We start from the raw sequence: 20,370 nt of genomic DNA, 5'->3' as shown, positions 1-20,370 counted from the left end.
TTGGGTTCGACCATCCGGCAAACTTCGGCAGGATAGAGGGCGTGAGCCTCCTCGTTGACCGCCTGCCGGAAGAGATCGACGCCGCCCCGGACGCCATTTTCGACGCGTTCGTTACCTGGAACTCCGAACGGGGGCTCACACTCTATCCCGCCCAGGAGGAGGCGCTCATCGAGGTCGTCTCCGGGAGCAACGTGATCCTGGCCACCCCGACGGGCTCCGGCAAGAGCCTGGTCGCGGCGGGTGCCCACTTCGCCGCGCTGACCAGGGACGTCCGCACCTTCTACACCGCGCCGATCAAGGCGCTGGTGTCGGAGAAGTTCTTCGACCTGGTCTCCGTCTTCGGCACCGAGAACGTCGGCATGATGACCGGCGACGCCAGCGTCAACCCGGGCGCCCCGATCATCTGCTGCACCGCCGAGATCCTGGCCAACGTGGCGCTGCGCGACGGCGCGGCGGCCGACATCGGCCAGGTGGTCATGGACGAGTTCCACTTCTACGCCGAGCCCGACCGGGGCTGGGCCTGGCAGGTGCCGCTGCTGGAGCTGCCGAACGTGCAGTTCGTGCTGATGTCGGCGACGCTCGGCGACGTCTCGATGTTCGAGCGCGACCTGACCCGGCGCACCGGGCGGCCCACCGCGGTCGTCAAGCACGCCGAGCGGCCGGTGCCGCTGATCTACTCCTACCGGATGACGCCCCTGCACGAGACGCTGGAGGAGATGCTCCGCACCGGGCAGGCCCCGGTCTACGTCGTGCACTTCACCCAGGCCGCCGCCATGGAGCGGGCGCAGTCCCTGATGTCCATCAATATGGCGACGAAGGCCGAGAAGGAGGCCATCGCCACGCTGATCGGCGGCTTCCGCTTCACCACCCGGTTCGGCCGGGCGCTGTCCCGGCTCGTCCGGCACGGCATCGGCGTCCACCACGCCGGGATGCTGCCCAAATACCGGCGGCTGGTGGAGCGGCTGGCCCAGGCCGGGCTGCTGAAGGTCATCTGCGGCACCGACACTCTCGGCGTCGGCGTCAACGTGCCGATCCGGACCGTGCTGTTCACCGCGCTGTCGAAGTACGACGGCAACAAGGTGCGCCGCCTGCGCGCCCGCGAGTTCCACCAGATCGCCGGGCGGGCCGGCCGGGCGGGCTTCGACACCATCGGCTACGTCGCCTGCCAGGCGCCCGAGCACGACATCGAGAACGCCAAGGCGCTGGCGAAGATCGGCGACGACCCGAAGCGGCGGCGCGGCTACGCCCGCAAGAAGCCGCCGGAGGGGTTCGTCGGCTGGAGCGAGGAGACCTTCGAGAAGCTGCAGACCGCCGAGCCCGAGCCGCTCAACTCCCGGTTCAAGGTCTCCAACGCCATGCTGCTCGCGGTCATCAACCGGCCCGGCGACTGCTTCCAGGCGATGAAGCACCTGCTCACCGACAACCACGAGGACCGCAAGTGGCAGCGCCGGCACATCAGCCAGGCCATCGCCATCTACCGGTCGCTGCTCGCGGGCGGCATCGTCGAGCAGCTCACGGAGGCCGACGAGCAGGGCCGGCGGGCCAGGCTGACGATCGACCTGCAGGAGGACTTCGCGCTCAACCAGGCGCTGTCCACGTACGCGCTGGCCGCCTTCGACCTGCTCGACCACGAGTCGCCGAGCTACGCCCTCGACACGGTGTCGATCGTGGAGTCCATCCTCGACGACCCGCGCCAGATCCTGTCGGCCCAGCTGAAGAAGGCCAGGGGCGAGGCGGTCGCGCAGATGAAGGCCGACGGCATCGAGTACGAGGAGCGGATGGAGCAGCTCGCCGAGGTCATGTACCCGATGCCGCTCGAAGACCTGCTGCTCGGGGCGTACGAGACCTATCGGCGTGGGCATCCGTGGGTGGGCGACTACACGGTCAGCCCCAAGAGCGTGGTGCGCGACATGTACGAGCGGGCGATGACGTTCGCCGACTACATCCAGTTCTACGAGCTGGCCAGGTCGGAGGGCACGGTGCTGCGCTACCTGGCCGACGCCTACCGGACGCTGGCCCGCACGGTCCCCGAGCACCTCAAGACCGAGGACCTCATCGACCTGATCGAGTGGCTGGGCGAGCTGGTCAGGCAGGTCGACTCCTCGCTCATCGACGAGTGGGAGAAGCTGGCCAACCCCGAGGAGGCGCTGGAGCGCAAGGACCAGCTGGAGGCCAAGGTCCGTCCGGTCACCGCCAACACGCGGGCCTTCCGAGTGCTGGTGCGCAACGCGATGTTCCGCCTGGTCGAGCTCTGCGCCATCGAGAAGGAGGACGAGCTGGCGGAGCTGGCGCCCGACGTCGACTGGGGCGCGGCGCTCGACGCCTACTACGCCGACCACGAGGAGATCTTCACCGACGCCGACGCGCGGGGTCCCGCGCTGCTGCGCATCGAGGAGGAGGACGGGCTGTGGAAGGTGCGTCAGACCATCAAGGACCCGGCCGGTGACGGCGACTGGGGCATCGACGCGCAGATCGACCTGGCCGGCTCCGACGAGGAGGGCCGCGCGGTGGTGCACGTGCAGGGCCTCAACAGGCTCTGACGGGACAACGGGATAAGCCGTGTGCCGGAGCGGACTGGCAAGGGCGCCCCGGCACACGCCTGTCATCTAAGTCTCCGGCAGCCAAGTTCGTCATCGCGTCATAGCAATGTCTCAAGATCGAGACATTCGGCCGCTTATCCGAGATCTCATACCGATTCGCCCGCGGATCATGGGACAAAATAGACAAATGAGCGACAGAGAGAACAGGCGGGTGCTCGGGCTGCTCGCCCAGGACGACACGCTGCGGGCATTCGCCTCCCTGGTCCTCGGCGTCACCGACGGACTGTCGCCGAAAGTCCTGGCCCGGCTGGCCGCCGGCGGGCTGGCCGTGCAGGAGGAGGACGGCAAGTGGCGGGCGGCGCCGGAGAAGTTCCGTGAGCTGCTCCGGGCGCGGGCCGCCGAGCCCGAGCCCGAGGTGAGCGCCGAGGAGCGGCTGCTGCAGACGTTCCTGGTGGACGGGCGGCTGAAGAGCATGCCGATGAAGCACGAGAAGCGGGTCGTGATCCTGCGCTACATCTCGCGGGTGTTCGAGCCGGGTGTCCGCTATCCGGAGAAGGACGTGAACGTCGCGCTGCGCGCCTTCCACGATGACTACGCGGCTCTGCGGCGATATCTGGTGGACGAGTGCCTGCTGTCCAGGGAGGACAACGTCTACTGGCGCAGCGGCGGCCCGGTGGAGCTCTAGCGCTGGAGGTTGCTGGTCCAGGCGTCGATCTTGGCCTGCCACCGCTCGGGATCCTCCGGCCGGCCGGGAACGCCCGGCCGGGTCTGCCAGGGCAGCGGCCCCGGCTCCTGCCGGTACTCCACCCCGATCGCGGCCAGCCGCGGCAGATGGGCCGCCAGCCGCAGGCGGAAGTCGGCCAGGTCCCGGGCGGCCGGGCTCCACACCGTCTCCGCGAACGCCGCCACCCGAGGGAAGGCCATGTAGTCCAGGCGCCGGCCGGAGTCGATCAGCTCGGTCCAGAGGCCGCACTGCGACCCGAGGACCCGGGCCCCGGCCGGATCGTCGCGCAGCTCCTTCGGCACCGGGTCGAAGGCGTACACGTCCTCCAGCGTCAGCACGGTCCCGAACGGCACCGGCTCGTCCTCCCCCGGCCCCTGCCGGTAGTCGAAGTAGACGGAGGTGTTGGGGCAGGTGATCACGTCGTGCCCGGAGCGGGCCGCCGACACCGCCCCCAGGTCGCCGCGCCAGGAGGCCACCACGGCGCCCGGCGCGAGCCCGCCCTCCAGGATCTCGTCCCAGCCCACCAGCCGGCGTCCCCGCGCGGCCAGGTACTCGTCGAAGCGGTGGATGAACCAGCTCTGCAGCTCGTCCTCGTCCCGCAGCCCGAGCTCGCCGATGCGGCGCTGCGCGGCGGGGCTGTCGCGCCACTGGTCCTTGCGGCACTCGTCGCCGCCGACGCACACGTACGGGCTCGGGAACAGCTCCAGCACCTCGTCGAAGACGTTCTGGAAGAACGTGACCGTGCTGTCCTCGACGTTCAGCACGTTCACGCCGACGCCCCAGGTGGTGCGCACCTCCAGCGGGGTGTCGAGGTTGCCCAGTTCGGGGTAGGCGGCGATGGCGGCCTGGGTGTGGCCGGGCAGGTCGATCTCCGGCACGACCGTGACGTGGCGCCGCGCCGCGTAGGCGACGATCTCCCGCAGGTCGTCCTGGGTGTAGTAGCCGCCGTGCGGGCGGCCGTCCATGGCGCCGTTCCAGCCGGTCTGGCTCTCCTTGCGCCAGGCGCCGACCTCGGTCAGCCGGGGGTAGCGCTTGATCTCGACGCGCCAGCCCTGGTCGTCGGTGAGATGCAGGTGCAGCACGTTGAGCTTGTGCAGCGCCATCAGATCGATGAAGCGCAGCAAATCATGCTTGGTCATGAAATGTCGGGCGACGTCGAGGATGCAGCCGCGCCACCCGAACCTCGGCTCGTCCTCGATCAGGGCGGCGGGCAGCAGCAGCGGCTCCCCCGCCGCCGCCTTCCTGAAGGCGGCGGCGGGGAGCAGTTGCCGCAGCGTCTGCGCCCCGTAGAACGCCCCCGCCGGGCCGCCTCCCTCGATCACGACGCCGTCGTCGGCCACGCTCAGCCGGTACGCCTCGGGTGGCAGATCGTCGCGGAGCCGGAGTGTGATCGTTCCCGAGCCCGGCCCTGGCAGCAGCTCGCCGCCGGTGACGGGGCTCAGCTCGCCCCGCAACCAGGAGGCGACGCCGGCGAGCGCCGACTCCGCGGTCAGAGCGGTGTCCCGGTCGAGGACGAACCGCCCCTGCCGGACCTCGTACCGGACGGGCTTGGGAACGATCATGAGCTCTCTTCCTACTGGCAGGTTATGGAGGCGTCGGCGAAGTCGGCGTGGTCGGAGGTGGCGTTGTCGCCGCCGTTGGTCGCGACCAGCCGGACGTACGTGGCGCCCTTCACCGACGCGGTGACCTTCCTGGCCGGCTGCGCGCCGGTGACGATGCCCGAGTGGGCGACCCGGCCGCCGTCGGCCCAGACTTCGAGGTCGGCCGACCCCGCCGCGCCCACCTCGTCGTCTACCCCGGCCTGGAACTCGACGGTCGAGCAGCGGCCGGCGGTGTAGAACTCGATGTCGGCGGGCGCGTGGGTACCGAGCCCCTTGGCGTACCTGACCCCCTCGATGGTGATCGGCTTGCCGTCCCCGGCGGCCTTCTCGCCGTTGCTGGTGTCCTTCTCGACCGGGCCGAAGTAGTTGGCGACGCGGGTCCAGGGCAGGTCGCTCAGGTACGTACGTCCTGATCCGGGCGCCCGCGCGACCTTGACGACGGCGGTGGCCGTGGTCTTGGCGGCTGTCGCGGTGATCTCGTAGTCCTTGAGCTCCGCTCCGGCCGGCGGCGTGACCCCCCACTTCACGGTGAACGTCTCGCCACCGTCCAGCCGCCCGGTCCTGGTGGCCGTGCGTGCCCTGGCCCGCCACCCCGCCGGTACGCCCAGCGCCACCTCGACGTCGCGCAGCCGGTCCGTGCCCCCGGTGTTGGTGACCCTGGTGACGACCTCCCGCTCCACGCCCGGTTCCAGCACTGACGGGTGGTCCTCGCCCAGGACCGCGGCCGGGTCCGTCTCCACCAGCACGGCGGGCGGGGCCTGCTCCCGGCTCACGCTCACCCGGTACAGCACCGACCCGTGGGCGGGCACCTGGGCCGCCAGGTCGCCCGCCGTGGTGGTGACCGCGCCGGTCCACAGCTCCTCGACCCGGTAGCGGGCGGGCTTCAGCCGGGTGGAGATCGTCGCCGCCTGGTCGCTCTCGTTGAACAGCAGGATCGCCTGGTCCCCGTTCGCCAGGGGCTTGGACAGCACGTGGTACCAGCCGTCGGAGGTCACGAACCGGCCCTGGACGCCCAGCGTGTCCTGGTCGACGGCGATCACCTTGGGGTTGGCGACGATCGCCGGCGGCGCCTTGGCCGGGTCGGCCTGGAGGATGAGCGGGGAGGCGCCGACCGCCCAGAGGCTGACCTGGGTGCGGTACTCGGCGTCGGTCATGCCGCCCCGGCCCGCCTGGATCAGGTCGGGGTCGGCCCAGCTCCCGGGGCCCGCGTACTCGGCCCTGAGCTGGTTCGTCTCCCAGATGTCGACCATGGTCGGATAGCTGTCGGAGAGGGGCTTGTTGTAGACGTTGGTCCGCCAGGTGGTGGCCTTCGCGTCCTTGCCCCAGAGCCACGGCACGGTGCTGCCGTCCTCGTTGTTCATGGCGAACGCGATCGCGTCGCCGAGGGCCTGGCGCATGCGCGGGTAGAGGGTCTGGGCGATCTGCTGGACGTTCTGGCCGGGGAAGTCGGCGGCCGGGATGTTGCACCAGTCGTACTTGACGTAGTCGGCGCCCCAGCCCTTGACCTGCTCGGCGTCGGCGGCCTCGCTCTTGTAGGAGCCGGGGCCGCCGCCGGCGCACGCCTTGGTGCCCGCCGACAGGCTCAGGCCGAGCTTGAGCCCCTTGCCGTGCAGGTAGTCGGCCAGCGCCTTGACGCCGGAGGGGAAGCGGGTGGCGTCGGGAGCCAGGGCTCCGCCGGTGCGCTGGGCGGCCAGCCAGCAGTCGTCGATGATGACGTGGCGGTAGCCGGCCGGGGCGAGCGGGGCCAGGGCGTCGGCCGCCTGCCGTACGGACGCCTCCGAGACCGAGCAGCCGAGCGAACGGCTGCTCCAGCCCATCGGCGGCCCGCTGACGGCGGCACCCGAGGCGGGTAAGGGCACGAAGGGCAGGGTGAGGAGGGCCGCCGCGAGGGCGGCCGTGGTTGTACGCATGAGGGTCCCGTCAGGCTGGGTGGAGCGCCGGGTCGCCGGGCTCGATGACGAAGGAGCCGGAGGTGTAGGCGGGGGCGTAGGGCTCGGTGACGCGGGAGAGCGAGCGGAAGTCGACCTTCATCTCCTGCTCGGTGAGCTTGGCCCGCACGTAGCCGCGGCGGCCGTTGAAGAACTTCACGTGCGGGTTCTCATTGAGCAGGACCTGCGTGTTGGGGTACTCGTCCAGGCCGTTGCCGGCGCTGGTGACCGAGGTGGTGACGAGTTCGACGGCGACCGACTTGGACCCGGGGTCCTGGTAGTCGCGCTTGATCTCGCCCGCCCAGTGCGAGTGCACGTCGCCGGTGAGCACGACGCCGTTGCGCTTGTTGTCGTCGATGGCGGCGGCCAGGCGGTTGCGGGAGGCGACGTAGCCGTCCCAGCCCTCGTTGGAGTAGCCCTTGCCCTCGCCGTTGGTCCAGTCCATCTCCATGAAGAAGACCTGCTGGCCGAGCAGGTCCCAGGTGGCCTTGGAGCGGCGTAGCTCGCCGTCGAGCCAGGCTTCCTGGTCGGCGCCGAGAATGGTCCGGTTGGGGGCGAGGCGCTCCAGGCAGTCGGCGCCGACGGTGCCGCTCTTGCCGGTGCAGGCGTAGATGTCGCGATACTGCCGGGTGTCCAACAGGTGCAGGTTGGCGATCGCACCCCAGCGGATGCTCCGGTACAGCTGGAGCGACGACCCGTTCGGCTTCTGGGCGCGGCGCAGCGGCATGTTCTCGTAGTAGGCCTGGAAGGCGTCCGCCCGGCGCTTGAGGAAGGGCGGGTCGGGCTGTTCGGGCACGTCGCCGGCCCACGCGTTCTCGATGTCGTGGTCGTCCCACACCACCACCCAGGGGGCGATGGCGTGCGCCAGCTGCGACTCCGGGTCGGCCTTGTGCTGGGCGTGCCTGAGCCGGTATCCGGCCAGGTCTAAGCACTCTCCCCCGGCCTGATCGCGCACCGGGTACTTGTAGTCGCCGTACTCGTAGATGTAGTCGCCGAGGAAGGCGATCAGGTCGGGCTGGTCCTCGGCCATCCGGCGGTAGGGGGTGAACCAGCCGGTCTGGTAGTCGGCGCAGGAGGTGAACGACAGGTTGAGCGCGCGGCCGCGCGTGCCGCGGGCGGGGGTGGTCAGCGTGCGGCCCACCGGGGAGATCTCGCCTGCCGCCTTGAAGCGGTAGAAGTACTCGGTGCCGGGGTTCAGGCCGTCGAGCTCGACGTGGACGCTGTGGGCCGCCTCCGGCCCGGCGAGCTCGACGCCGCGTCGTACGACATGGCGGAAGTTCTCGTCCTTGGCGAGCTGCCATTCGACGGGGACCGGACGCGACGGCATGCCGCCGAGCCCGTCGAGGGCCACGGGGTCCATGGCCAGGCGGGTCCAGAGGACCACGCCGTCGGGGGCCGGCTCGCCGGAGGCGACGCCGAGCTGGAAGGGGTCGGAGATCGGGGCACGGCGGGCCGCCGCGCGCACGGGTGAGGCACCCAGTGCGGCGGTCAGTCCCAGTCCGGCGCCCCCAGCGAGGAGTGAGCGCCGGCTGATCATTTGACGGTCGCGTTCCCTTCCGTGACGGCCTGGTCGGCGGCCTGCTTGGGGTCGAGCTTGCCGAGGTACATCTCGTTGAAGATCTGGTTGAGCTTGGTCTCGAAGCCGGTGAACCCGGTGGTGACGGGCAGCGGGAACGTGGTGCCCTTCGACTCCTCGACGAACGGGGAGACGTCGATCTGCTTGGTCTTCTGCCAGTAGTCGACGTAGCCCTGGGTGAGCCCGTTGAGCGCGGGGAAGATGTAGCCGTCGGCGGCCATCAGCTTCTGCGGCTCCTCGGTGGCGAGGTAGGCGGCCAGCTTCATCGCCTCCTGGGGGTGCCGGCTCTTGGCGTAGACGGCCTCCGACAGGCCGTTGAGGTTGACCGCGCGGCCGGCCGGGCCCTCGGGCATGAGGGCGACGCCCACCTCGAAGTTGGCCTCCGGCGCGACGTAGGGCAGCAGCGCGTTGTTGGCCGGGAACATCGCCACCTCGCCCGCCTTGAACATGTCGGTGACCTTGCCGGTCGGCGGGTTCGTCTGGGTCGCGGGCGGCGCGACGTGGTACTTGTTCACCAGGTCGACGCCGAACCGCAGGGCCTGCACGGAGGCGTCGTCGTTGAAGGTGTACTTGCCGAACGGCTTGTCGAGCAGCTTGCCGCCGTTGGAGTTGACCCAGTTCATCCACTGGGTCTGGTAGTGGTTCCAGGAGGCGAAGCCGTACGTCTTGACCTTGGCCGGGTCGAAGCCGGCGTCCTCGGGGTGCTTGCCGGCCGCGTCCACGGTCAGCTTGCGCGCGGTCTCCAGGAACGTGCCGGAGCCGTCGGGCTTCCAGGTGAGACTGGCCGGCATCTCGACCCCGGCCTTCTTGAACAGATCCTTGTTGTAGAGCAGGCCGACGATGCCCCAGTCCTTGGGCACGCCGTACAGCTTGTCCTGGTAGGTAAACGACCCGACCACCGTGGGATGAAATTTCGTGGCGTCGAGCTTGAGGGGCGACATGTCGGCCAGGACGCCCTTGGTGACGAACTCGGGGAACTGCGACGGCGTCATCCAGAACACGTCCGGCGCCGTGCCGGCCACCGCGTCGGCGGTGAGCTTGGTCCAGTACTCGTCGTAGGGCAGCAGCTCGATCTTGACGTCGATGTTCGGGTTGGCCTTCTCGAAGGCCGCCATGACCTTGTCGTAGCCCACCTTCTGCTGGTCGTCCCAGAGCCGGTAGGTCAAGGTGACCTTGCCGTCGCCGCCTGTTTCACCGCCGCCCGAACCGCAGGCGGTCAGGGTGAGCGTGGCGGCAGCCAGCAATGTCACGGCATGGCGGAGCTCGCGTATGCGGGGGGATCGCATATGACCTCTCTTACTTGAGGCCGGTGAGGACCACCGACCGGACGATGTACTTCTGGAAGAAGATGAAGATCGCGATCATCGGCACCAGCGCGATCAGGCCGCCGGCCATCATGAGGTTGTAGTCCACGCCGATGCCGGAGTTGAGGGTGGCCAGGGCGACCGTCATCACCTTGGTGTCGTCACCGCTGGTGATGATCAGCGGCCAGAGGAAGCTGTTCCACGACGAGATCACCGTGATGATGGTCAGCGTGCCGATCGCGGGGCGGCAGAGCGGCAGCAGGATCCGGGTGAGGATCTTCAGCGGGCCCGCTCCGTCGATCCGCGCCGCCTCTTCGAGCCCGGCGGGCAGCCCGCGGAAGAACTGCCGCATCAGGAAGATCCCGTACGGCGTGCCCAGCACGTACGGCGCCAGCAGGCCGTACCACGTGTTGACCAGGTGCAGCTCCCGCATGATCAGGAACAGCGGGATCATCGTGACGGCGCTCGGCACCATCATCGTGGCCACGTACAGCCAGAAGAGCACCTCGCGCCCGCGGAAGCGCAGCCGCGCGAACGCGTAGGCGGCGAACGTGGTGAACACCAGCTGGCCCAGCGTGAGCAGCGTGGTCATCACGACCGTGTTGAGGAGGTAGCGGGGGAACTCGCCGCCGAGGAGCTTGGTCAGGTTGGCCGTGGTGGGCGGCAGGCCGGGCACCCACGGCTCGGTCGCGTTGAGCTGGCTCTGGGTCTTGAGCGCGGTCAGCACCACGAGCAGATAGGGGAAGACGGCGACGAAGGCGCCCAGGGTGAGCGTGGCGTAGAGCAGGATGCGCTTGGTCATGTCGTCCTTCAGCTCATGTCATAGGTGGTGCGTTTGCCGAAGAACCTGACCTGCACCAGCGTCACGCCCAGGATCACCGCGAAGAGCAGCATCGACAGCGTCGAGGCGTAGCCGAAGTCGAACTCCTTGAACGCGGTCCCGAAGATCTTGAAGTTGATGACCTCGGTGCTCTGGCTCGGCCCGCCGTTGGTCATCACGAAGACGGTGTCGAAGACCTGGAAGGCGCCGATCAGGTTCGTCACCATGACGAAGAACATCGTGGGGTTGAGCAGCGGCAGCGTCACCCGCCAGAACCGCTGGCGCGGGGTGGCGCCGTCGGTGGCGGCGGCGTCGTAGAGCTCCTTCGGGATGCCCTGCAGCCCGGCCAGGAAGAACAGCATGTTGTAGCCGGTGTACTGCCAGACGTTGACCAGCGCGACGGCGGGCAGGGCCCAGGTGGCGTCCGACAGCCAGTCGGGGCCGGTGACGCCGATCAGGGCCAGCGCGCTGTTGATCGCGCCGTCACGCGGGTCGAAGATCCAGTTCCAGACCAGGCCCATGACGATCGGGGTGGCCATCCACGGCACCACGAACAGCGAGCGGAACACCCTGACGCCCTTGATCCGCTGGTTGAGCAGCAGGGCGAGGACCAGGGCCAGGACCGTCTGCAGGGGGATGCAGAGCAGCACGTACACCACGGTGATCCCCAGGGAGTGCCAGGACTCCCCGTCCCCGGCCAGGCGGCGGTAGTTGTCCAGCCCCGCGAAGGTCGGGGGCGACAGGAGCTCCCAGTGGAAGAAGCTCAGCACGAACACGATGACCATCGGCAGCAGCAGGAAGGCGAGCACGCCCAGCAGGCTCGGGCCGATGAACAGGTAGGCGTGCCAGTCGCGCCGCCACCTCACGACGGATCCGTCCTGGTGGGGACCATCAGGCGCCTGGTGGTCTCCAGGCCCCAGTCGTCGAGCGTCTCGATCGGGTCGCTGGAGCCGCGCAGGCCGCCGGTGTCCTCGATGTGGGCGGCCCACTCCTGCCGGGCCTCCACCTCGAGGCGCAGGATGATGCAGTCGGGGTCGTTCACCCACCAGCGGGCGTGCAGGAACTCGCGGGCCGCGCCGGTGAGCCGGGCGCCCAGCTGCGACGGCTGGCTGATGTCGCCCGACCTGGGCTGCAGGGAGAGGGCGATGTCCGGGCTGACCCGCATGATGTCGACCAGGCCGAGGCTGGGCAGCATGGGCGCGCCGCAGCCGTGCAGAGTGGCGTCCGGGCCGGCGCCCTCGCGGATCAGCTCCAGCCCGCGCCGGTAGGCGGCGATCGGGTCGAGGTCCTCGTGCCTGCTGCCCGCCAGCGCCCCGGCGTAGAGGTAGTCGAGCTTGAAGTGGCTGATGCCGTACGCGCTGAAGATCCGGAACACGTCGACCAGGTGGGCGGCGGCGTCCGGGTGGGTGACGTCGAGGACGGCCAGGTCCTGGTCCCACATACGGCCCGCGTGGGCGCCGCCGACCAGCCAGTCGGGGTGCTCGCGGAAGATCTGGCTGCGGTGGCCGACCAGGAAGGGGGCGGTCCAGACGCCGGTCCGCTTGCCCGCCTCTCTGAGGGCTTCCGCCACTCCGCGCAGGGAGCCGAAGCCGGGGCGCGGGTCGAGCCAGTCGCCGATCTCGGCCTCGTAGCCGTCGTCGACGAGGAACATGTCGGCGCCCAGGGCGTACCGCTCCGACAGGCGGAGGTTGTCCAGGACGTCCTGCTCGGTGACCTTGTCCCAGTAGCCGTACCAGGTGCACCACATGGGCGGGACCGCCGGGAACGCGGCGGGCGCGTACCCCTCGGCCATGCCGTCAGCCCACTCTTCCAGTGATGCGCCGACCTGGTGGCGTACGGGACCGTTCGCGCTCACGATCAGCCGGCCGCCCTCCTCGCGCGCCCGGATGGAGGGCACTTCCAAGGGGTTCGGCGCGGACCACAGCTCCATCGGCGCGCCGCCGCCGGGGTCGATCGCGAGCAGCCCCTCGCCCTGGAACACGTCGGCGGGCACCGGGGTCTCGGGGCGGTAGCAGAGGATCTGGATGTTGCCGTCCGCGGGCCTGGGCGGGGTCTCGCCAAGACGGTAGGCGCCGGTGGGGCTCCACGACTGCCAGCCGTGCTCGAAGACCCGGGCCTCCCCTGGCTGATGGACGACCTCGCCCACGTCTGCGAACGACATCAGACCCTCAATTCCTGTTGATCTACTTACGAAGGAGCGCTTCATTAGTAGCATCAGGGGTTCCCAGGGGTCAATGCCCGATCTCGCACAGAAGCGCCGGTGCTTAAGCAGAAACGAACGCTGGCATAATGGTTAGTTACAGAGGACACCTACATTAGGGACGGCGATGGCGAACCTCCGCGGCGGCGACCTGTCCCGGCTCAGGCAGCTCAACTCGCTGACCGCGATACGGGCGCTGCGCGGGGCCGGCCCGCTCACCCTCTCGGCGCTCGCCGAGCGGACGGGGCTGTCGCGGCCCTCCATGAAGGAGGTCGCCGACGAGCTCATGGAGCTGGGCTGGGTGGAGGAGGTGCCGCCTTCGCCGGGCACGATGGGCCGGCCGGCCCGCCGCTACCGGTTCCGCGCCGACAGCGGCTGCCTGGTCGGCATCGACATAGGCGGGCACAACGTACGGGCCGCGCTTTCCGACCTCGACGGCGAGATCCTGGCCGAGACCCGGCAGCCCGTCCTGCCCGGCGCGCCGCTGGAGGAGCGTCTGGCCGCCATAGACCGCGCGGTCTCCGGCTGCCTGGCGCTCAGTGGCAGGTCGGCCGCCGACCTCTGGACGGTGGCCGTCGGCACCACGGGCGTGCTCACGCCGGAGGGCCGTGTCACGTTCTCGGCCGCGATCCCCGCCTGGACGGGTCTCGATCTGGCGGGCAAGCTGCGCGAGATGTTCTCGTGCCAGGTGCTGATCGAGAACGACAGCCGCCTGGCCGCACTGGCCGAAGCCCGGCGCGGCGCCGCGCAGGGGGCTCGGAACGTGGTGTTCCTGCACGTCGGACGGCGCATGGGCACCGGGCTCATCATCGACGGCAAGGTGCACAGGGGCTTCGGCGCCGCCGCCGGCGAGATCGTCATGCTGCCGGAGGCCCGCTGGTACGACGCCCCCGAACACCTGAACGGCTGCGAGGTCGTCCCCGAGGGCACGGCGCCCGAGGACGCGGCCGGCTACACGCTGGCGGCGGCCCGCGACGGCGACCCCGTCGCCCTGGCCGCCGTGGACCGCTACGTGGACGACCTCGCGGTGGGCACGGCGGCCATGGTGCTGGTGCTGGACCCGCAGATGGTGGTTCTGGGCGGCGGCTTCTCCCGCTCGGCCGACGTCCTGCTGGCGCCGCTGCGCGAGCGGCTGGAGCGGGCCTGCATGCGGATGCCGGAGGTACGGGCTTCGACGCTGGGGGACGAATGCGTGGTGATGGGCGCCATCGACTACGCGGCCGACCACCTGAGCCGCGAGCTGTTCACCTCCGACGCTCCCCTGGCTCCGATGCGCTGACGGATCATCAGGCGCTCGGCACGCGTCGTCAGGCGTTCGTCACGCGTTCGGCCTCAGGCGGGAGCGGAAGTCGCGGGGCGGCATGCCGTACTCATGGCTGAACGCCCGGCTGAAGTGGAACGGGCTGACGAAGCCCGACGCCGCCGCGACCTGGCCGACGTCCATGTCCGTCACCTCCAGCAGCCGGGCCGCGTGCTGGATCCGCGCCCGGCGTACGGCGCGCATGGGCGTGTGGCCCGTCTCTGCCGTGAACAGGTGCGCGAACCGGGAAGGCGACAGGGCGACGGCCCTGGCCAGGGAGGCGACCGAGTGTTGCGCGCCCGGTTCGGCGGCGATGAGGGCCAGCGCCCGGTGGACCCGCGCGTCCCCGCGCTCCTCGGCGCGCCGGGCGTCCCCGGACGGCCGGGCGGAGGCGGTGGCCAGCAGGATCACCTCCTCGACGGCGTTCAGCACCAAGTCCCGTGCGGGACCTGAGACGGCGACGGCGGGCGCGTACTCGCGCCCAGGACGGACAGCTGCGGGACCGAATGTAGGCGGGAGCCAGCGGGCGTTTCTGGAGGCGCGGTCGAAGGCCTCGTCGATCTGGTCGCGGATCGGGTCGGGAACGCCTTGGACCAGGTGGCAGCCCATGGCCCGGGCGTACTCCCCGAGCCACCCCAGCCAGGCCGGGCGCGGCTGGAAGTGCGCCCACCAGAAGCGCCACCGCTCCGCCCCCGGCGCCACCCGGTAGTGCTGCGCGGCGCCGGACCCGAGCACCACCAGATCCCCCGGACCGGCCGTGAACGACACCCCCGCCTGCTCGACCAGCCCCGCCCCGTCCTGCGTCCACATGAGCAGCCAGCTCGGCGACCCGGTGACGCGCCGCGTGACGTACCCGGGCCGGTTGTCGAAGTGGCCCACGATCGTCAGCTCGGCAGCAGGAACAGACATTTCCTCAGCGGTCATAGGCATACCGTTCACCGATCCGGCTCCTTAGCGTGAAGGTATGAGGCTCACAGACTTCCATGATCGAGGGTTTGTCCTGGTACCCGGTCTCCTGGCCGCGGAAGAGGTGGCGGAGCTGCGGGAGGAGTTCATGGCGCTGCATGCCCGCGGCCCGATCCCCGGTCACTTCTCCCCGAAGCCGCAGGAACCCGGCGGGCCGTACGACATCCTGCGGGACTATCCGCGCGTCATGCACCCTCACCAGGTCAATGACGTCGCGCTACGGTACCTGCTCGACGCCAGGATCGCCGCCGTACTCCGCGACCTGCTCGGCGAGGAGCCGATAGCAGCCCAGAGCATGTTCTACTTCAAGCCGCCCGGCGCGCGCGGGCAGGCACTGCATCAGGACAACTTCTACTTGCGGGTCGAACCGGGCACGTGCGTGGCCGCCTGGATGGCACTCGACCGCGTCGACCGCGCCAACGGCGGCCTGGAGGTGGTGCCCGGCACGCACCTGATGGACCTGTTCTGTCCTGAAGAGGCGGACAACGACGTCTCCTTCACCAAGGAGTACGTCCCGCCGCCGCCCGGCCTCGAACGCGTGCCGGTCGACATGGAGCCGGGCGACGTGCTGTTCTTCAACGGCAGCCTGGTGCACGGCTCCGAGCCGAACAGCACGGCCGACCGGTTCAGGCGCAGCTTCATCTGCCATTACACGGGCCGGTCCGCCGAACGCATCTCCGCGTACTACCCGACGCTCACGATGTCGGGCGACCCGATCCAGCTGCAGCCCGCCACCGGCGGCGGCCCCTGCGGAACCGAGGCGGTCGGCCCGCACTGAAGCCGCGTTGGTCAGCGTCAGCCGCCGGAGATATCCGACTCGGCGTCGGAAGGCACGACACAGTCCCACGGGTCGTCCAGCCAGCCCTCCGGCAGCTGCACCTTGCCGCGCTCGCCCGACTTCCCGCGCGGGGTGTCGGTGTTGGACGGCCAGGGCTGGTCGTGCTCCAGCTTGTCCAGCCCTTCGCGCAGCCCGTCGAGCGACTCGGCGGTGGCCAGCTCGCGGCGCAGCTCGCCGCCGACCGTGAACCCCTTCAGATACCAGCCGACGTGCTTGCGGAAGTCGGCGATCGCGTAACGCTCGATGTCGAAGCACTCGGTGAGCCCCTCGGCGTGCCTGGCCATCATCGCGGCCACCTCGCCGAGGCTCGGCCGTACGCGCTCCTGACTGCCGTTGAACGCGTTCTCCAGATCCCGGAACAGCCACGGCCGGCCCAGGCACCCGCGCCCCACGACCACGCCGTCGCACCCGGTCTCCGCCACCATGCGCAGGGCGTCGTCGGCGCACCAGATGTCGCCGTTGCCCAGCACCGGCACCTCCGGCACCGCCTCCTTCAGCCGGGCGATCGCGTCCCAGTCGGCCACGCCGCCGTAGTGCTGTTTGGCCGTGCGCGCGTGCAGGGCGATCGCCGCGACCCCCTCCTCGACCGCGATCCGGCCGGCGTCCAGATAGGTGAGGTGATCGTCGTCGATGCCCTTGCGCATCTTCATCGTGACGGGCAGCGGGCCCGCGTTCGCGACGGCCTCGCGCAGGATCCGCCGCAGCAGGTTGCGCTTGTACGGCAGCGCGGAGCCGCCGCCCCGCCTGGTGACCTTGGGGACGGGGCAGCCGAAGTTCAGGTCGATGTGGTCGGCCAGGTCCTCCTCGACGATCATCTTGGCCGCGCGCCCCACCGTGCCGGGGTCGACGCCGTACAGCTGGATGCTCCTCGGCCGCTCCGACTCCGCGAACCTGATCATCCTGAACGTCTTGGGGTTGCGCTCCACGAGCGCCCGCGTCGTGATCATCTCGCACACGAACAACCCGGCGCCCTGCTCGCGGCAGAGCACCCTGAACGACGCGTTGGTGATGCCCGCCATCGGCGCCAGCACGACCGGCGGCCACACCCCTATCGGTCCAATCTTCACTCAGTCAGTTGTAGCGCAGGTCAGGCCCTGACGGGTATTCGCGGATAGGCTGTGAACTGGCATCTAGTGGGGAGGGGACGGATGCTCCTGCGAGTACGCATCGCACTGCCCGACCGGCCAGGTTCGCTGGCACAGATCACCAGCGTCCTCGGCGGCGTCGGCGCCGACATCACCCAGTTCACGGTGCTCGACAGGGGGGCGGGGCGGGCCGTCGACGACATCACGGTCTTCTGCCCCGAAGGCACCCCCAAGCAGACGCTCCTCAAGAGCCTGCAGAGCGTGGCCGACGTGACGGTCGAAGGCATCTGGACCACCCGTGAGGCCCCGGGCACCTACCCGGAGCTGGAAATTCTCAAATACATCACCACGGCGGGCGACAGGGCGCTGACCACCCTGGTCGACTCGCTGCCGGTCCTGTTCAGCGCCGACTGGGCGGCCACGGTCGCCGAACGCGGCGTCATCTACGCGAGCTGGCGCGCGCCCCAGCACGTGACGCTGCCGCAGGCCATACCGGCGCGCCCCATGGCGATCACGCTGGACGGCGACCTGCACGTCATCCACGCCCCGCTCCCACCCCTGGCCCTCACCCTCATCCTGGCCAGGAGCGACGGCCCGGCCTTCCACCGCATCGAGGTGCACCGCCTCACCCGCATCCTGGAAATCTTCCTGAGCCTGCCCGCCACAGAGCGGAGCGTGGCTCGCCAGCTCCGCAAGTAAGCATCCACTCGGAAAACCCGCTAGAGTTATGGGGCAACGCGGAAGTGGCTCAGTGGTAGAGCATCACCTTGCCAAGGTGAGGGTCGCGGGTTCGAATCCCGTCTTCCGCTCGGATTGGCGACTCGGTGGAGTGGCCGAGAGGCGAGGCAGCGGCCTGCAAAGCCGTCCACACGGGTTCAAATCCCGTCTCCACCTCCAAGGACGATTAGCTCAGCGGGAGAGCACTTCCCTGACACGGAAGGGGTCACTGGTTCAATCCCAGTATCGTCCACCACGCTAGTCACAGCCCCAGCTCACGGCACATGCCCGGGAGTCTGGGGCTTTCTGTTGTGCTCCGCCGCACGGTCGCGTCGGTCGATCGAATCTGACTCGATCCCCTGTTCTGCGTAAAGATTCTTGTCAGCCGCTAGATGCGCCATGTCCGACATTTGCGCTAATTTTAGGGAAATGATCTAGGCGATGGGGGCCGTTCATGACGGAGCAGGACGCGAACGTACCTGGCGGCATCGACGTCACCAGGCCGAGCGTCGCCCGGATGTACGACTACTACCTGGGGGGCAAGGACAACTTCGAGATCGACCGGGAAGCCGTCGGCCGAGTCGAGAAGGCCATGCCGGAGGTCCGCCAGCTGGCCCTGGAGAACCGGGCGTTCCTGCGCCGCGCCGTACGCCATATGGCCAGGCAGGGCGTCAGGCAGTTCATCGACATCGGGTCCGGCCTGCCCACGGTCGGCAACACGCACGAGATCGCCCAGGAGATCATCCCCGACGCCCGCGTCGTCTACGTCGACAACGACCCTGTCGTGCTGCAACATGGCCGCGCCCTGCTCGCGACCGACGACAACACGACCGTGGCCGCCGCCGACATGCGGCGCCCCTCCGAGGTTCTCGAACACCCGCAAACCGTCAAGATCATCGACTTCAACGAGCCGGTCGGCATCCTGATGATCGCCATGGTGCACTTCCTGACCATGGAGGAGCGGGGCGCGGTCATGTCCCAGCTGCGCGACTCCCTGCCGTCCGGCAGCCACCTCACGATGACCCACGTCACCCGCGACGGCCACTCGGCGGACGCGGTGGCCGCGATCGAGACCGTGTACGCGGCCACGCCGACGCCGATCTACTTCCGCGAGCACGCGGAGGTCGCGCGGTTCTTCGAGGGATTCGAGCTGGTGCCTCCCGGCCTGGTCACCATCGACGCCTGGCACCCCGACCCGGACGACCTGGCCCCCGAGGCCACGCGCTGGCTCTACGGAGGCGTCGGCCGTAAGCCGTAATCCCGGACGGAGGTTGTCTTCAACGGTTCGGAGATGCTCAGCGCTTCATCCACCTTGCGCACCAACGCCGCCGACAGCGACGGCGTGACGCCGTCGGCCCACTCCCCCACTCGCCCGAGGAAGCCCACCAGGTCGTGGTGGACGATCTCCAGAAGGGCGGGAAACAGCGCGACGGGCACGTCGACGAAGTCACTGCCTTCACCGAGCGCCCCGTCCTGCCGGACCCGCATCCGATCGCCGTTCACCGCGATCGACGGGGCCGGATCGTGGCCCAGCCACACATCGTCGCCGCTCAGCGCATCCGACCAGGCGCGCCAGTCCTCCAGCCCCGCGCAGCAGCCGGGAACGATGGTCACACCGGTGGAAGGGTCGTGCAGTTCCAGGCCGCCTGGTGCGATCAGGGCGTCCTGCTCCAGCAGGCGCCTGACGATGGTGTCCGCGTCGAGTTCTTCGCAGTCCGGTACGTGAAGGTCGGCCAGCGTGGCCATCACCGTTCCCACCTCGGCCGGCGAAACACACGCGGAGAGCGCGAGCCCGCCGAACGCGTCGCACTCGGCGACCGGCCATGCCCTGAACGGGTCAGGCGTCCGAACCTCGATCATCGCGCGCAGGAGATGCGCTGGGACCTGGCCTGGCTGCCCTGGGCCGCCCTGGGCGCGGCCGGTGGCACACTGGGGGCATGGCACGCGGGACGGTGAAGTTCTGGAAGGCTGAGCAGGGCTGGGGAGCGATCTCCTCCCCCGACCTCCCCGAGGGGCGTGGCGACGCGTTCGCCCACTTCAGCGAGGTCGTCGGCGACGGCTACCGGGAGCTGCGTCCGGGCGATGTCGTGCAGTTCGACATCGAGGAAGGGCAGCAGGACAGCTTCCAGTTCCGCGCGCTCAACGTCCGCAAGCTGTGACGTCCGCGTCCCTCCGCCACGCGCTCACCGACCCCGGCGACCCTCCCCTCCGCACTCTCCCTCCCCGGGTCGCCGTCCTCCTGGAGTCGCTGGACGCGCCGCCGCGCCTCGCGGCCCACTTGCGGGCGGTTCACGAGGTGGCCTGCGAGATCCTCGGCTGGCTCGACGCGCAGCACGCCACGGTGCGGATCGACCGGGAAGCGGTCCTGTTCGGTGCCGCGTCACACGACATCGGCAAGACCCTGCACCTCGACGAGCTGGCCGGACCGGGCTCCGCCCACGAGGCCGACGGCTACGAGCTCCTTCGTTCCCACGGTGTCGAAGAACGGCTCGCTCGCTTCGCCCGTACCCACGCCCCATGGACCGCACCCGACACGGATTTCGCGGACCATTTCGTCAGCCTCGCCGACAAGATCTGGAAGGCGAAACGGGTGGTCGACCTCGAGCAGCTCATCGTCGACCGGCTGGCCGCCGCGAGCGGCCGACCGCCATGGCAGGTGTTCATGGAGCTGGACGAGTTCATCACGCGGGTCGCGAACGACGCCGACAGCAGACTTGCTTTCCAGAGCGCCTACCCGATCAAGCCCTGACCAGCCCGATCGTCGAAGATGC

Annotated in this window: 18 protein-coding genes and 3 tRNA genes; 11 read left to right on the top strand and 10 right to left on the bottom strand. The window is 69.6% G+C overall.

Annotated elements, in window-relative coordinates:
* Positions 1-32: 32 nt before the first annotated feature.
* Together KME78_RS17050 and KME78_RS17045 are read left to right on the top strand one after the other, a co-directional pair.
* Complete coding sequence (locus KME78_RS17050) at positions 33-2,540, top strand: DEAD/DEAH box helicase (protein WP_219529995.1); 2,508 nt, start codon at positions 33-35, stop codon at positions 2,538-2,540.
* Between the two features lie 187 nt (positions 2,541-2,727).
* Entirely contained in the window at positions 2,728-3,225 is a 498-nt protein-coding gene (locus KME78_RS17045) for a DUF2087 domain-containing protein (RefSeq protein ID WP_219529909.1), read from the top strand.
* Here KME78_RS17045 and KME78_RS17040 read toward each other — a convergent pair.
* From KME78_RS17040 to KME78_RS17010, 7 genes are read right to left on the bottom strand one after another with little or no spacing between them, the layout of a single operon-like run.
* On the bottom strand, positions 3,222-4,826 hold the full coding sequence (locus tag KME78_RS17040) for a beta-N-acetylhexosaminidase (protein WP_219529907.1): 1,605 nt from the start codon (positions 4,824-4,826) through the stop codon (positions 3,222-3,224). The two genes, KME78_RS17045 and KME78_RS17040, sit on opposite strands and share 4 nt — an antisense overlap.
* Before the next feature lie 11 nt (positions 4,827-4,837).
* A complete protein-coding gene (locus tag KME78_RS17035; RefSeq protein WP_219529905.1) occupies positions 4,838-6,775 on the bottom strand; it encodes an NPCBM/NEW2 domain-containing protein in 1,938 nt (645 codons plus the stop codon).
* A 10-nt stretch (positions 6,776-6,785) separates the two neighbouring features.
* Positions 6,786-8,330, bottom strand: a complete 1,545-nt coding sequence (locus tag KME78_RS17030; protein WP_219529903.1) for an alkaline phosphatase D family protein — start codon at positions 8,328-8,330, stop codon at positions 6,786-6,788.
* Positions 8,327-9,655: an ABC transporter substrate-binding protein gene (locus KME78_RS17025; RefSeq protein WP_219529902.1), complete on the bottom strand. Its 1,329-nt coding sequence runs from the start codon at positions 9,653-9,655 to the stop codon at positions 8,327-8,329. The genes KME78_RS17030 and KME78_RS17025 overlap by 4 nt, the downstream gene beginning before the upstream one ends.
* Before the next feature lie 10 nt (positions 9,656-9,665).
* Positions 9,666-10,475 (bottom strand): carbohydrate ABC transporter permease, encoded by an 810-nt coding sequence (locus KME78_RS17020; RefSeq protein WP_219529900.1) that lies wholly within the window; start codon positions 10,473-10,475, stop codon positions 9,666-9,668.
* A gap of 8 nt (positions 10,476-10,483) precedes the next feature.
* Positions 10,484-11,359 carry a carbohydrate ABC transporter permease gene (locus KME78_RS17015; protein ID WP_219529898.1) on the bottom strand — a complete coding sequence of 292 codons (876 nt, stop codon included), beginning with the start codon at positions 11,357-11,359 and terminating at the stop codon, positions 10,484-10,486.
* Positions 11,356-12,654: a glycoside hydrolase family 36 protein gene (locus tag KME78_RS17010; protein ID WP_219529896.1), complete on the bottom strand. Its 1,299-nt coding sequence runs from the start codon at positions 12,652-12,654 to the stop codon at positions 11,356-11,358. The genes KME78_RS17015 and KME78_RS17010 overlap by 4 nt, the downstream gene beginning before the upstream one ends.
* Before the next feature lie 166 nt (positions 12,655-12,820).
* On the opposite strand from KME78_RS17010, the gene KME78_RS17005 reads away from it, so the two are divergent.
* Positions 12,821-13,972 carry an ROK family transcriptional regulator gene (locus tag KME78_RS17005; RefSeq protein ID WP_219529894.1) on the top strand — a complete coding sequence of 384 codons (1,152 nt, stop codon included), beginning with the start codon at positions 12,821-12,823 and terminating at the stop codon, positions 13,970-13,972.
* Positions 13,973-14,011: 39 nt separating this feature from the next.
* Here KME78_RS17005 and KME78_RS17000 read toward each other — a convergent pair whose 3' ends face one another.
* Positions 14,012-14,902, bottom strand: a complete 891-nt coding sequence (locus tag KME78_RS17000; RefSeq protein ID WP_219529893.1) for a helix-turn-helix domain-containing protein — start codon at positions 14,900-14,902, stop codon at positions 14,012-14,014.
* A gap of 55 nt (positions 14,903-14,957) precedes the next feature.
* Here KME78_RS17000 and KME78_RS16995 point away from each other — a divergent pair, with 55 nt between their 5' ends.
* Positions 14,958-15,737, top strand: coding sequence for a phytanoyl-CoA dioxygenase family protein (locus tag KME78_RS16995; protein ID WP_219529891.1), 780 nt, complete (start codon positions 14,958-14,960; stop codon positions 15,735-15,737).
* Positions 15,738-15,754: 17 nt separating this feature from the next.
* On the opposite strand, the gene dusB is transcribed toward KME78_RS16995, so the two are convergent.
* Positions 15,755-16,864, bottom strand: a complete 1,110-nt coding sequence (dusB, locus tag KME78_RS16990) for a tRNA dihydrouridine synthase DusB (RefSeq protein ID WP_308126987.1) — start codon at positions 16,862-16,864, stop codon at positions 15,755-15,757.
* Between the two features lie 81 nt (positions 16,865-16,945).
* Between dusB and KME78_RS16985 the strand changes: the two genes are divergently transcribed.
* The 5 genes from KME78_RS16985 (at position 16,946) to KME78_RS16965 (ending at position 18,857) form a co-directional block, all read left to right on the top strand.
* Entirely contained in the window at positions 16,946-17,581 is a 636-nt protein-coding gene (locus KME78_RS16985; RefSeq protein ID WP_219529889.1) for an ACT domain-containing protein, read from the top strand.
* 38 nt (positions 17,582-17,619) lie between these two features.
* A tRNA-Gly gene (locus KME78_RS16980) sits at positions 17,620-17,691 on the top strand.
* Between the two features lie 14 nt (positions 17,692-17,705).
* Positions 17,706-17,779 (top strand) — tRNA-Cys (locus tag KME78_RS16975).
* Position 17,780: 1 nt separating this feature from the next.
* Positions 17,781-17,855, top strand: a tRNA-Val gene (locus KME78_RS16970).
* 198 nt (positions 17,856-18,053) lie between these two features.
* Positions 18,054-18,857 carry an SAM-dependent methyltransferase gene (locus tag KME78_RS16965; protein ID WP_219529887.1) on the top strand — a complete coding sequence of 268 codons (804 nt, stop codon included), beginning with the start codon at positions 18,054-18,056 and terminating at the stop codon, positions 18,855-18,857.
* On the opposite strand, the gene KME78_RS16960 is transcribed toward KME78_RS16965, so the two are convergent.
* Positions 18,830-19,459 carry a hypothetical protein gene (locus KME78_RS16960; RefSeq protein WP_219529885.1) on the bottom strand — a complete coding sequence of 210 codons (630 nt, stop codon included), beginning with the start codon at positions 19,457-19,459 and terminating at the stop codon, positions 18,830-18,832. The two genes, KME78_RS16965 and KME78_RS16960, sit on opposite strands and share 28 nt — an antisense overlap.
* A 77-nt stretch (positions 19,460-19,536) precedes the next feature.
* On the opposite strand from KME78_RS16960, the gene KME78_RS16955 reads away from it, so the two are divergent.
* Both KME78_RS16955 and KME78_RS16950 read left to right on the top strand, forming a co-directional pair.
* Positions 19,537-19,758: a cold-shock protein gene (locus KME78_RS16955; protein ID WP_219529883.1), complete on the top strand. Its 222-nt coding sequence runs from the start codon at positions 19,537-19,539 to the stop codon at positions 19,756-19,758.
* Positions 19,755-20,348, top strand: a complete 594-nt coding sequence (locus tag KME78_RS16950) for an HD domain-containing protein (RefSeq protein WP_308126986.1) — start codon at positions 19,755-19,757, stop codon at positions 20,346-20,348. Before KME78_RS16955 ends, KME78_RS16950 begins: the two co-directional genes overlap by 4 nt.
* Positions 20,349-20,370: the final 22 nt, after the last annotated feature.

This window comes from Nonomuraea guangzhouensis (genome assembly GCF_019396345.1).
Taxonomy (GTDB): domain Bacteria; phylum Actinomycetota; class Actinomycetes; order Streptosporangiales; family Streptosporangiaceae; genus Nonomuraea; species Nonomuraea guangzhouensis.
The sequence above is the reverse complement of the archived record's forward strand: the minus strand, read 5'-3'. Positions and strand labels throughout refer to the sequence as shown.

Bases quoted from the DNA above. Each gene is read 5' to 3' on its own strand.
- KME78_RS17000 (WP_219529893.1), bottom strand. From the start codon at position 14,902: ATGTCTGTTCCTGCTGCCGAGCTGACGATCGTGGGCCACTTCGACAAC.
- KME78_RS17005 (WP_219529894.1), top strand. From the start codon at position 12,821: ATGGCGAACCTCCGCGGCGGCGACCTGTCCCGGCTCAGGCAGCTCAAC.
- KME78_RS17020 (WP_219529900.1), bottom strand. From the start codon at position 10,475: ATGACCAAGCGCATCCTGCTCTACGCCACGCTCACCCTGGGCGCCTTC.
- KME78_RS16995 (WP_219529891.1), top strand. From the start codon at position 14,958: ATGAGGCTCACAGACTTCCATGATCGAGGGTTTGTCCTGGTACCCGGT.
- KME78_RS16965 (WP_219529887.1), top strand. From the start codon at position 18,054: ATGACGGAGCAGGACGCGAACGTACCTGGCGGCATCGACGTCACCAGG.
- KME78_RS17025 (WP_219529902.1), bottom strand. From the start codon at position 9,655: ATGCGATCCCCCCGCATACGCGAGCTCCGCCATGCCGTGACATTGCTG.
- KME78_RS16960 (WP_219529885.1), bottom strand. From the start codon at position 19,459: ATGATCGAGGTTCGGACGCCTGACCCGTTCAGGGCATGGCCGGTCGCC.
- KME78_RS16955 (WP_219529883.1), top strand. From the start codon at position 19,537: ATGGCACGCGGGACGGTGAAGTTCTGGAAGGCTGAGCAGGGCTGGGGA.
- KME78_RS17035 (WP_219529905.1), bottom strand. From the start codon at position 6,775: ATGCGTACAACCACGGCCGCCCTCGCGGCGGCCCTCCTCACCCTGCCC.
- KME78_RS17040 (WP_219529907.1), bottom strand. From the start codon at position 4,826: ATGATCGTTCCCAAGCCCGTCCGGTACGAGGTCCGGCAGGGGCGGTTC.
- KME78_RS16985 (WP_219529889.1), top strand. From the start codon at position 16,946: ATGCTCCTGCGAGTACGCATCGCACTGCCCGACCGGCCAGGTTCGCTG.
- KME78_RS17045 (WP_219529909.1), top strand. From the start codon at position 2,728: ATGAGCGACAGAGAGAACAGGCGGGTGCTCGGGCTGCTCGCCCAGGAC.
- KME78_RS17030 (WP_219529903.1), bottom strand. From the start codon at position 8,330: ATGATCAGCCGGCGCTCACTCCTCGCTGGGGGCGCCGGACTGGGACTG.
- KME78_RS17010 (WP_219529896.1), bottom strand. From the start codon at position 12,654: ATGTCGTTCGCAGACGTGGGCGAGGTCGTCCATCAGCCAGGGGAGGCC.